At 34.2% G+C, this 12808-nt stretch carries 6 protein-coding genes; 2 read left to right on the top strand and 4 right to left on the bottom strand.

Annotated elements, in window-relative coordinates; translation table 11 throughout:
• From GWR14_RS02595 to GWR14_RS02580, 4 genes are all read right to left on the bottom strand, one after another.
• On the bottom strand, positions 1 to 983 hold a 983-nt coding region (locus tag GWR14_RS02595), incomplete at its 3' end, for a phage late control D family protein (RefSeq protein WP_187356519.1).
• 443 nt (positions 984 to 1426) lie between these two features.
• Positions 1427 to 3211: a prolyl oligopeptidase family serine peptidase gene (locus GWR14_RS02590; protein WP_246236266.1), complete on the bottom strand. Its 1785-nt coding sequence runs from the start codon at positions 3209 to 3211 to the stop codon at positions 1427 to 1429.
• Positions 3211 to 4335, bottom strand: coding sequence for a glycoside hydrolase family 88/105 protein (locus GWR14_RS02585; RefSeq protein WP_163407431.1), 1125 nt, complete (start codon positions 4333 to 4335; stop codon positions 3211 to 3213). Before GWR14_RS02585 ends, GWR14_RS02590 begins: the two co-directional genes overlap by 1 nt.
• A gap of 18 nt (positions 4336 to 4353) precedes the next feature.
• Positions 4354 to 7155, bottom strand: coding sequence for a glycosyl hydrolase (locus GWR14_RS02580; protein ID WP_163407430.1), 2802 nt, complete (start codon positions 7153 to 7155; stop codon positions 4354 to 4356).
• Positions 7156 to 7582: 427 nt separating this feature from the next.
• On the opposite strand from GWR14_RS02580, the gene GWR14_RS02575 reads away from it, so the two are divergent.
• The gene (locus tag GWR14_RS02575) at positions 7583 to 10726 is read left to right on the top strand and encodes a SusC/RagA family TonB-linked outer membrane protein (protein WP_163407428.1); all 3144 of its coding nucleotides are present in this window, start codon (positions 7583 to 7585) and stop codon (positions 10724 to 10726) included.
• A gap of 1 nt (position 10727) precedes the next feature.
• The gene (locus GWR14_RS02570) at positions 10728 to 12272 is read left to right on the top strand and encodes a RagB/SusD family nutrient uptake outer membrane protein (protein ID WP_163407426.1); all 1545 of its coding nucleotides are present in this window, start codon (positions 10728 to 10730) and stop codon (positions 12270 to 12272) included.
• Positions 12273 to 12808: the final 536 nt, after the last annotated feature.

Below are 12808 nucleotides of genomic sequence, written 5' to 3'. Positions count from 1 at the left end.
TGCGAAATATGTTTTACTTCTGTCACAATGAGCTCATGCTCTACGATTTGGTTTATGATGCTAAAAACCTGTCCAAGCCCTAATGGAAAATAGGATATTCCGCTATAATACACACTATTAGCATCACTTCCTGCTGTTTGCAATTTGACCATTTCTTCGATTTCTTCGCTGCTTTGGGCGTTGGTGGTATAAGCTCCATTACTCAGGTCGTTTTGGGTAACGGTTCCCTGATTGTGCCCTACAACAGCAGAGAAACTGTCTTTGCTTCCTGCAGATGTTCTTGCTGAGGCATTACGAATATTTGAAGCGCTATTGTAATCATAACCTCCCAAAGAAATTTTATGGGAAGCCATGTTGGTCTGAATTTTAAAACTATGTAATGATGCTCCATTAATAAGTTTTATTTTACTGGTTTTGGTCTGTCCGAACTGCATTCGCATTCCGTCAAAATAGAACCATTGTCCGTAACGTTTCGCTAATCGTTTTAAGAAATCAAAATTGGTTTCATTATACTGAGCCATGTATTTGAACTCCTGGAGATAAGTAGATTTTATAGCATCTCTTTCATAGAATTCTCCCGGACCTTCTGCTAAAATATCCAATACGATATCATCCATCCCCCTTTGTTGGTAGGTCCTTGATTTTTTCATATCATCCAGAACGATACTGTGGCTGACGCCTTTTACATGTAATCCTTCGGCACTGCCATGAAGATCTATGGAGGAGAGCTCTGTAATGATTCCTTTGCTCATCAATCGGATTCCGGTAAGACTTTTAAAGGTAAAAATAACTTCATCGCCAAGGTACGTTCTCAATGCCTTTGCCTGATCTGCCGGATTTATGATTGCCTTGCCGGTATATTGCCATACAAAAGAAAAGTGATGATGATCTGCCATCTTTTGTGACACTTCTAAATTATGATAAACTACGTTTTGGGTAAAACTCCCTATACTGATATGTACTTGTTCTGAAAAATGTGCCATAAGTTGTTCGCTGACTAATAAGTAAGAATTTATTTTCAAAAATAGGGCTTAAATTTACTTTTGCAAACATATTCGGATAAAATTATATTTTATTATTCTTACATAGTTGTAAAAGACAGATTTAGAAATTCATTAATCTTATATCCGGGTTTAAAATTCTGTAATTTATTGCCGTACTTTAGTAATACTGAAAATATAATCAATTTTTATAATCAGACTTTAAATGAAGAACATATTAGTCTCTTGTCAAAGAATCGGAAGTGTACAAAAAAGTCAAAATATGTAATTATGTCTTTCATGTATACAAATATTTTAGAATAAAAAAAGGTTGTCCTATATTTTTTCGGACAACCTTTTGTTAAATTATAGAAAGAAAAATCAAAGTTTAATTTAATAGTATGGGTAAATTTAAAGGGGACTTATATTCTGAAATATGTAAAATTCTATTCTTTTTTTAAAGCATTTATTTCAGCTGCAGAAACTTTAATGACAGTTCCATGGCGTGTACCTTTAGGAAAACTTACCTGTTCTGAGATATCTTCCCAACCTTTAGAGGTTTGTTTAACAGCTCCGTATTTTTTCTGGGTGTATTTATCAAAGTAAACAATCCACTGATTGTCTATTTGGATTGCAGTTGGTCCTTCAGCCCAGTAATTTCCTGTGATAGGCTCACTTGCTTTTGTGTACGGGCCTTCCAGTTTTTTGCTGGTCGCTATTTTTAAATTTTTCTGAACCGGTACTTTAGTTTCATCTTTTAAATACATGGTGTAGCCTTTGTTTGTTTTTACAATAGAAGCATCAATGACATTAAAACCAGGTTCGTAAAGCAATTTGGTTTTAGAGAATTTTTTAAAATCCTTTGTTGTGATATAATAAATTCTGTGATTGTATCCTTTTTCTTCCTCTGATTTGGTTTCAGGAAATTTTCCGTCAATAGTAGAAGCCCAGTAAATCATGTAGGTTTTAGATTTTTCATCATACGTAATTTCTGGAGCCCAGGTATTTCTTGTCTTCTCTTCATGTGCCATAACCGGAATAAATTCCTGTTTTGACCAGTGAATCAAATCTTTTGAAGAAGCATAGCCAATACCTTTATCTGTCCAGCTGACCGTCCATACCATGTGATATAAACCATCTCCTCCTTTTATTACGCAAGGATCCCGCATAAGTTTATCTTTTCCAACTTCTGGCGTCAAAAAGGATGTGTCATTTTTTAAGGTGTTCCATTTATAACCATCTTCGCTGTAAGCCAAATGAAGACCATCTTCACCATTCCCTTTAAAATAGGTGAATACATAACCATCAGATTTTAAGGTGTAATTGTTAACAGTCAGCCATTTCTTGCAGGTTTCAGGCCAGTATGCATTGGTACCTTTTACGCCAAGACCAAAACCATGACCTCCGTTTTCATATAAATGCATTTCTGCCGGAACTTTTTCTTTTTTTAAAGCTAAATAATAATTTATGCTATTTTCTACAGGAACAGCTTTATCATCAGTAGCATGAATTAAAAATGTTTTTGGAGTCTCAGCAGTTATCTGCTTTTCATTAGAATATTTTTCGACTATTTCTCCCTGTGCATTTTTACCTAATAAATTATCTTTTGAACCCTGGTGTGTAACACCTTCCTGCATGGAAATTACTGGATAAATTAAAATTGAAAAATTAGGTTTTGCACTTATGGTATCTGAAGGAGTGTAAACCTTATCATTATAATGCGTTGCCAAAGTTGAAGCCAAATGTCCTCCGGCAGAAAATCCCATAAAACCAATTTTGTTGGGATCCAGTTTCCATTTTACAGCGTTTCTTCTAACCAGACGAACAGCTTCCTGAGCATCTTGTAAAGGTGCAACAGTTTTGTTTTTCATGATTAAATCGCTTGGTAATCTGTATTTTAAAACAAAAGTATTAATTCCTAAACTGTTAAACCATTCTGCAACTTTATAACCTTCTTTGTCAATGGCAAGCATTCCGTAAGCGCCTCCGGGACATATTATAACAGATGTTCCGTTTGATTTTTCGGGATCTGCAAAATAGGCTGTAAGGGTAGGCGTAGTTACTTTGCGGACATCTACAGCAATTCCATCTTTATTGGTAACTATTTTCTCTGTATATTCTTTAGATTCAATGACATCAGGAACTTTATCCCATAGCGGAATTTCCTTTTTCTGAGAGAAAGCAGAAAAGCTTATTCCCATACAAATAAAATAGAAGAATGCTTTTTTCATTATTTCATTTTATAAATTTCTGATCCTGCTAATAAAAAACAACCTAATCCGTAATCTTCAAAATCAGGAATTTTATCATAAGATAATGGCTGTCCGTCTTTTGGTTCTTTTCCTGTAGATTGTAGATACCCTAAGAATCCGGTATCATGCAAAGCATCTTTTGTAATAGCGTTCCAGGCCTTTTCGATTACAGGTAAATATGTTTCTTTTTTTAGAATTCCGTTATTGATACCATATGCTATTCCGTAAACGAATAAAGCAGTTCCTGATGTTTCTTTTTCGCCAAAATTGGTTGGGTCATGTAAACTTACATTCCAGAATCCGTCAGGTCTTTGGATAGGAACTAAAGCAGTAGCCATCGTTTTTAAATCTTTTATATACTGATCTCTGTGAGGAGCATTTTGAGGAATTATCGTCAATACTTTTGCTAAAGCACCAATTACCCAACCGTTTCCACGGCTCCAGTAACAATCTTCACCGTTTGGTTCTTTGTATGGAGGATCAAAATCGGCATCACGCCACCATAAACCGTCTTTTGGATTGAAAAGCCCGTTATCACCATGTTTGTTTCTGGAATACATATACATTTGGTACATTTTTTCGAAATAACGGTTATCTTTTTCTAAAACACCCATTTTTGCAAAAACAGGCATTCCCATCTGAATAGCGTCAATCCATGACCAGTCATCTAATTGAGGAGTATTTAAAAGCATATTAATATTTGCTTTTGTATTCTTTAGTTTTTTAGCATCCGGCTCTAAATTGTACAAATCAATATAGGTTTGAGCAGCACAGTAGTTATCTGCATTGCGAGTTACGTTTCCTCCATTAAAACCCCATTTATGAAATTCCGACCAATCATAGGCGTATTTGTAATAAGCTTCTTTTGGGAAAATTTCATGTAAAGCCATTAATCCCTCATAGTAAACACCACGGGTCCAGATGTTGCTTGGACGTTCTTTGTTGGTGATAATGGTTTTACCTGTTTCCGGCCATTTTTGCATAAAATAATCATTGGCCAAAATCATCTGTTTTAGTACCAGTTTTTTGTCAAAAGGCTGTTGAGCATTTGTGGTATTCGTATATAAAAAGCATATAGCGAAAACTAAAAGTAACTTTTTCATTTTATTATTATTGAGAAATTAATTTTGTTGTTTTAAAGGTGTAATTGTAACAGGGCCTAATAATCCGGATGGCATTGGACTCCATTTTGTAGCGTCAAATTTTTTATAATCTTTGTCTACCATATTGATTTCATAGAAAATCTTCCATTCTTCGCCTTTTAATTCTTTATCTATAATTCGGTTTGCAGAAAGATTAGTTACCTGAATTTTCAAAGTGTTTTTTCCTTTCTTTAATTTTCCGATGTTCAGTTTGTAAGGAACAGACCATGCAGTACCAATAAATTGATCATTTAACCAGACTTTTGCACTTTCACGAACATCTCCCAGATTTAAACTCCAGGATTCTGTTTTAGTATTTGGATTGTCAAATTCAAGTGTGTAAGTTGCAGATCCTGAAAATGCTTCGGCTTCCGGGCTTAATTTAGTCCATGATTCCAGATTAGAAACTGTTGTAGCTGAAGGTAATTTAGGCCCGCCTTTGTCAAAATTGATTTTCCAGTTTCCTTTTAAGATAATTGGATCAGCAGCGGATTCGTAATAGTTCCACTTTTTTTGCGAAGCTGTGTTTTCTGTTTTTAAAAAGTAAGATTGTCCTGGTTCAATTTTGATTTTAACCAAAGTTGTATTGTCTGATTTTTTAACGACAGCATTTCCAAATTCTCTGTTTAATGGATCAAAAATGATAACTTCTTTATTACCGATTTGCAACGGAATGAAATCGTCAATTGTTTTTGGAGTATGATTTACCAGATAATATATTTTTTCACCATCTACATTTCTTCTAATGAATTTTAAACCGGTACTAACAAGCGTTTCAGGATATATTTGTGCATTTTCTAATGTTTCAATAATATTCGAAACAGGTTTTACGATTTCTTTATTTTCGGCTAAAACAGCCTGAAGTTTTGTTTCCTGTTTTTTGTAATCATTAAAACCGGGAACAGATTCAGGTAATCCTTCAAAAATAATTTTGCCTCCGGCTTTTTGTAATTCAATCAGTTTTTGCAAAGTAGCAAGAGGCATTTTTTTACATGCAGGAACAACTAATGATTTAAAAGTACCGCCCGGAAGACTGATGTTTCCGTTAACTACTTTTGCTTCGGTAATAAAATTATCAGAAATAAAATCGACTCCGTAGCCTTTTTTCATTAACTCTTTAGTAGTATTGTAAAAAGCAGTTCCGTGCAGCCATTCGTCTAAAGAATGTATTTTAAACTGAAAAAATAAAGTTCCTTTATGATATTTGTCCCAGGTATCAAAAATAGGCCAGTATAACAAAATTTCATTATCAGGTTTTCCCTGCTGCAGCATTGACTGACAGTTTGCAATATAGGAGAATAGAGAAGGAGCATCTTCCCATATATTGTTATTTGCATTAAAATTTACAGAAGCATAAAATTTCCAGCCCGGCCATACAGCTCTGTCCGGTGAATAAGTTGAACCATGAAGAAAAATATGATTCACACCATTTAGCATTAAATCTTCCGCTTCAGGTTTACATTGTGATAAAGCGGTTTTAAAATGTTCTCTTAACCACGTAAAAGTTTCAGATGAAACCAGATTTTTTCCTGAGATATGAGCAGCTGATGATGAAAATTTAAGCATTACAGGATCGGCATCACCTTCACGGATATCTTCCTTTTCACGTCTGAAACCCGGGATGTCAAATGGCATTGAACCAAAAGTTTCACATTCCGGAATATCAGCAGAAGCGTATAAATCGATTAAATTCCCAGGAGAACCGTGAGCTTGCAGTTTAGTTTTGAAACCTTTACTATTAGCCCATGTTGTCCATGATTTATCAAATTTATCCAATAATAAATCGGATAAAGTTTGTCTGTAATCACTTCTGATTCGGTTGCTGATTTCGTCATCAGTATCACTAAGTATAACAGAAAGTTGTTGTTTCAAATCATATCCTCTTCTGGTTTTGAATTCGTCAAAAAACTTAGGTGTAAAATCAGTTCCGTATACTTCATAACTGTCATTAAAAATAGCTCTTATTTTTCCTTCGCGGCCTTTAAAAGCTTTATCAAAAGGGACAACATAAGCTTCTAAAGCCTCTTTAGAATAGTGATCTAAAGTATATCCACTGCCCCCAGGAGCTGCTCTTTTTACCTGTTGACCGGTTTTTCCACTAAAAACAGCATATATAGTATAATCTGTTTTTTTAGCCTTCCATTTTAATTTGTTTGGCTCTAATGTGTTTGGTAGCGCTATGTGAGCACCTTCAATACCTTTATCATTTGAGAGTAAATTTTTACCTTGCAATTGATCTGTCAGGTTTACATAACTCCCGTCTTTACCATAAGCTACCACATATAAAAGTTCAGCAGGAGTTTTTTCTTTAGTGTTTTCGACTTTAATAGTACGGTCTATCGTTTCGTTCTTTTTTAGATCGTATTTTTCCACAATCAGTTTTGAGGCGGCATGAGGCAATGTAACATGAGAGCCTCCATAAGGCCATCCAGTACCCAAAACCATATCTACCTGCATGTGAAGACTGTCTGCTACATGAATAGTATAATCAAGCATATCCATCCATTTTGGCGACAGATAATCAATAAAATTATTTTCTTCTCCTTTCACACCATATATAGGTGTGATTTCTACACCTCCAATTCCAACTTTATGAAAATCGATAAGACTTCTTTTTAAGTTAGGTTTGTCTACGGCACTTCCCATCCACCACCAACGAGTCCATGGCTGATTGATATTACTGGAATCTGGCCAGGGAGATTTGTCTGACTTTTGGGAAAATGAATTGAAAATAAAACAAAGGATACATAAAAAAGAAATCAGGATTTTCGAAAGTTTCATTATAAGTCTGTGTTCAATGGTTGATAGAATGTACTCCTGATAGTAATGAAATCAGGTCTGTTTTGTTTAAAAGCTAATTTAGTAAAAATAAAAAGCTTTTGTGAATTTGCTATCCTGTGGCATCCTGATTGGTAATTATTGATAATAAATTAGTGAATAAATAATAAAGTATATTTTTTTAAATTTCTTATTATTTTAGGGTAAAAACTACGAATGTTTAAAAAATAATTTAGTTAAATTTTATTTTTCACATTACGAAATACGGTTAAGGTTTGGTGTTGTTAATCAGTAAGTTGTCTGTTTCTTGTTAAATAAAAATTAAATAAAACTCATAATGCATTGAGCATTAACAGGATACTACAGGATGGCGTCGATATCTCTTCTGGATAAATTTGAGAAAACTAAATTATATCCAAATTTAACTTTTATGAAAAATAAAATTAATTTACTGTTGGCGGTAGCTATGTTTGCAATATTGCACGCATCGGGTTATGCGCAAAACAAAGAGGTAACAGGGGCGGTTACTGATCCGGCTAAACTCTCCATACCAGGAGTAAACGTATTGGTAAAAGGAACGAATCGTGGTACAAGCACAGATTTTGACGGGAGGTATAAAATATCGGTTTCTCCTGGTGAAACTTTAGTTTTTTCCTTTGTTGGTTTTGTTTCGAAAGAGCAAAAAGTAGGCGAATCTAATGCTTATAATATTTCATTAGATGCTGAAAGCGCAAATTTGAATGAGGTTGTTGTTATTGGTTATGGAACGCAAAAAAAGAAGTTGACGACAGGCGCGATATCCGGAATTAAGACAGAAAATTTTACTGAAAGACCAATTTCAAGAGTTGATCAGGGTTTAATAGGTCAGGTTGCTGGTGTTCGTGTTAAGCAGACTACAGGTTTACCTGGACAACCTTTTAGTATTGAAATTCGTGGTGCCGGATCTATTACGGCAGGAAATGAACCTTTGTATGTAGTTGATGGTTTTCCTCTTTCTACTGAAGGGACCAATGTTAATGGAGGTTTTTCAAGTGGGAGCCCTTTAGACAATATGAATCCAAACGACATTGCTTCTATTGAGGTTTTAAAAGATGCAGCGGCAGCCTCTATTTATGGTTCGAGAGCAGCGAATGGTGTTGTTTTGATTACTACTAAAAAAGGAACAAAAGGAAAAACGAAATACACTTTTAATACTTACGGAGGTATAAATAAAGAGGCAAACAGAGTTGATATGCTTTCAGCTGAAGGATGGATCAAAAGAGCTAAAACTATGATTGATACCCAGTGGGCAGGATCAGGTATACCTGGGGCTTCGAAAGATCAGACGAATGCTGAACGTATTGCTACATATAATGCAAAAAACCCATCGACTCCTCTGGTACCAAGTAATAATAGTTATTATACCTATTTGTACGATGAAAGATGGGATATGCCGGGGCATCCTGGATTGGATTATATAGACTGGCAGGACAAAGTTTTCCGTACTGGTGAATTTAGTAATTATCAATTGTCAGCTTCAGGAGCAACAGATGCAGTTAACTATTATGTTTCTGCTAATTATCAAAAAAACACCGGATATATTGTTGGAACAGATTATACCTTGTTTTCTGCAAGAGCTAATATTGATTTTAAATTATCTGATAGTTTTAAAATTGGTATTAACTTTTCTCCTTCTTATTCTGAAAGAAATGACCCAGGTGTTGAAGGAAAAGATAATACATTATTTAAGGCTTTAACAGCAACTCCTGTTTTTGAAAGTGCTCCTAATGCAGCTGGCGAAAAATATACAACCAGATACGCATGGGGAAGTAGTACAACAAATATGCTTAATGCTTTGGCCAGAACAGGTAAAAACTCGATGTATAGAAACATTGTTTCTACTTATGCTGATTATAAATTTGCAAATGCTTTTACATTAAAAAGTACGATTAACTTTGATAATTCAGATAATACATTTGAAAGTTATACGCCAAATGATGTTTTGGCTAGTATAAGGGGAGCTTATAATACCTATAGAAGATTAAATATTGTTAATGAGAATACTTTGACTTATAATAAATCTGTAGGGGATCATGGTTTTAATGTTCTTTTAGGAGAATCATTTAGTTCTTATAAAATTACCAGATCACTTCTTTCTTCGGGAGGACTTTATACTAATTCTAGTACAGAAACACTTCCTACAGGGTCATTGGGTTCTACTAATGCAGAAAAAAATACTTTATTATCGTTTTTCAGTAGATTTCAATATGATTATAAAGAAAAATATATGCTTTCTGCAAGTGTAAGAAGTGATGGTTCTTCTAAGTTTGGAAGTGATAACAGATGGGGTACATTTTATTCTCTATCGTTAGGGTGGAGAATTAAGCAGGAATCATTTTTGCAAAATGTTGATTGGTTAAGCGAATTAAAATTTAGAGCCAGCACAGGAACTAATGGTAGTAATAATATAGGTAGTTATTCATCTTATTCAACATTAGGATCTTATAATTATGCAATTGGTGGAGCTGTTGGAATAGGACAAGGGGTGAATTCTATAGGAAATCCATCGTTGCACTGGGAACAGTCTAAAAGTATTGATTTCGGATTGGATGTTTCGTTCCTAAAAAATAGAATTTCGGCAACATTTGATATGTATAGAAAAAAGAATACAGATTTACTGCTTAGACTTCCTGTTCCTGCAGCATCAGGATTTACAAGTTATCTTACTAATGTTGGAGCTGTGCAAAATCAGGGATGGGAGTTTGAATTAAATACTGTTAACGTTAAGACTAGTAAATTTGAATGGAAAACATCGGTTAATTTAAGTCATAATGAAAATAAGGTATTGGCGTTAGGGCCGGATCAGACTAAAATTGAAATCACTAATGATTTTGGTGCAAATGTCCCGTTTATAAAATTGGAAGTTGGAAAACCGATGTATATGATTTTCGGTTTACAACAAAACGGCGTTGTGACTCAGGCTGATATTGATGCAGGTGGAACTACTATTGGTGGGAATAAACTAGTTTTGGGAGATCCAAGATATATTGATCAGAATGGTGATGGAAAAATCAACACCGAAGATCGTGTTGATTTAGGTAATCCAACTCCAAAATATACTTGGGGTATTACAAATACTTTTAAATACAAAGATTTTGATTTAAGCGTATTGGTGCAAGGTCAAAATGGAGGAACGGTTTATGGGTTAACAGGAAGAGCTATCAATCGTACCGGAATGGGGTCTGTAGAAAATGCGTTAAATGTGGATCCTGCTGTAAGAGGTAACTGGAAAACTTCTTTCGGGTTTCAGCCGAATTCTGATTGGATGTACAAATCTGATTATCTTAGCGTGAGAAGCGTATCTTTTGGTTATAATTTGAGAGAAGCTGTTAAAAGCTTAAAAAGAGTTGATAATGCCAGATTATATATTACATGTGAAAACTGGTTCTATTGGAATAAATATGACGGAGGTTTTAATCCTGAAGCTGTGAATACTTCAGGAAGTTCAAATAGTGATTTTGCTGTTCCTATTGATTATGGTGGTGCACCTTTAGCAAAATCTGTAGTTTTAGGTCTTAACATTAATTTTAATTAAAATGAAAAAATATATTTATTTACTAGCGGCAAATTTGCTTTTATTGGGAACAGCTTCCTGTGCCGATGAACTGACACAAATTCCTTTGTCTCAGGGAACTGAGGAGAATTTCTATGCTACACCCGGAGATTTTATCCAGGCAAGAAATGCAGTGTATTCTGTTGCTTTTCATGGAACGGGTACTTATGGTTATGCGAACCGTGTATTGAATTTAAGTGAGACCAGATCGGATAATTTATTAGCGTTCACAACAGCTTCAAGAGATTGGGAAGGGATCAACAGTTTTTATACCTCTATTAGTTCTAATACTTATGTAAAGGAAGCTTACGTGAGTAATTTTAATGCGATCTACAAAGCAAACCAATTGTTAGAGAAAATTGCTGAAAAAGGAGATCAGATTTTTACAAATCCGACAGATAAGGCGGCAATGATTGCTGAAACCCGTTTCTTAAGGGCATTTTGTTATTTTGATTTATTAAGATGGTTTGGAAGAGTTCCGTTGATTGATAGAACAATGACAGCTCAGGAATCTGCGAAAATTGGAAGAAGTCCGGTTGTAGATATTTACAACTTGGTTATTTCAGATTTACAATTAGCAATTGCAGATCTTCCGGCTCCAACTACAGACGCAACCTATGTTGGACGTGTTACTAAATACGGAGCGAAAGCTTTGTTAGGTCTGGTTTATATGACCCGTTCAAGTCCAACTTATGGTATTGATGGTGCAATGCTTGGTTTAAATGAATGGGATAAAGCTTATAAAGAATTGAGTGATGTTAAAGCAAGCGGATTGTATACATTTGGTACAGATTACGCAGCCATCTTTAAAGTAGAAGGAATTACTAATAAAGAAAATGTCCTTACAATTCCTTATACACAAAGTTTAGCAAGTTCCATTGGAGGAAACTTTATGGTTGAAGTTGGCTATGAACCTTATTTTGCTTCAGTAGGTATTGGAACAGCTCAAGGATCTTTAGAAGCCAGGCCAATTTCAACTGGTTTTTTGAATATGTTTGCGGCTAATGATAATAGAAAAACTGTTGGAATTGCAACAAGTTATACAGTTGCATCTGGGACTTACAAAGGAAGTTATACGCTTCCGGTTTTCAAAAAATATATAGACCCGGCCAGATATGGAACAGGAGGACGCGAGGACTGGGGAGTTGATTTTATGGTAATTCGTTACACAGATGTATTAATGCTGATGGCCGAATGTACGCTTCATGGAGGAGGTGGAACCCAGGCCGAGGTTGATGGAATTGTGAATCAGGTGAGAACAAGAGCAGGTGTAACGGCAAATGCTTCTAATATTACTTTAGATCAGTTGTTTGATGAAAGAAGAAAAGAATTCTTTTCAGAAGGAACCAGATGGTTTGATTTGATTAGGTCAGGTAATGCGATAACGATTATGAATGCTTGGAAAGCTGCAGAAGATACTGGTAATAAGATTAGAACTATTGATGCAAATATGTTGCTTTATCCAATACCATTGCAGGAAATGTTAGCAGTTCCTGGGCTTTATGATCAAAATTTAGGTTACGACTAATAAAAATAAATTTGCCCCAATTTTTTATTTTGTTTTTTTAAACCGTCTCAGTTTCTGAGGCGGTTTTTTTTGTTTGTAAGGTAATTATTAGTTATTAAGTGCTCTGTTTTTTAGTGTCATCGATTACAATTATGTTAAAATATTAGTCTTTTTCTGTAAATTATGAATATAATATTTATATTTTATTTAATTTTTTTGTCTATTTATTATTTATTTAAAATGTTTTTAATGATTTATTTTTTATTGTAAAAATAATAATACATTTGTGTAATCGATTGCATATTTTTTTAATAATTGTTTAATTGTTTGAATAAAATAGATTCCGGCCTATGGAATTATTAGTTTTTATAAGGTACTGACTTATTTTGTATTATATTTTTATGGTTATGAATATCAAATGAACTATTGAAAATTTTAACATTAACAAATAAAAAAATAAAGTTATAATATAAGTATGCAGGATACTACAGGATAGTGCGAATATTCTTTATGAATAAATTTGAAAACAACTAATTAATTAACCAAAATTTAACTTT

This window comes from Flavobacterium ajazii, from assembly GCF_010614725.1.
GTDB lineage: Bacteria > Bacteroidota > Bacteroidia > Flavobacteriales > Flavobacteriaceae > Flavobacterium > Flavobacterium ajazii.
Note: the sequence above shows the minus strand (reverse complement) of the source record. Positions and strands in the feature narration are given on the sequence as shown.

Bases quoted from the DNA above. Each gene is read 5' to 3' on its own strand.
- GWR14_RS02590 (WP_246236266.1), bottom strand. From the start codon at position 3,211: ATGAAAAAAGCATTCTTCTATTTTATTTGTATGGGAATAAGCTTTTCT.
- GWR14_RS02585 (WP_163407431.1), bottom strand. From the start codon at position 4,335: ATGAAAAAGTTACTTTTAGTTTTCGCTATATGCTTTTTATATACGAAT.
- GWR14_RS02580 (WP_163407430.1), bottom strand. From the start codon at position 7,155: ATGAAACTTTCGAAAATCCTGATTTCTTTTTTATGTATCCTTTGTTTT.
- GWR14_RS02575 (WP_163407428.1), top strand. From the start codon at position 7,583: ATGAAAAATAAAATTAATTTACTGTTGGCGGTAGCTATGTTTGCAATA.
- GWR14_RS02570 (WP_163407426.1), top strand. From the start codon at position 10,728: ATGAAAAAATATATTTATTTACTAGCGGCAAATTTGCTTTTATTGGGA.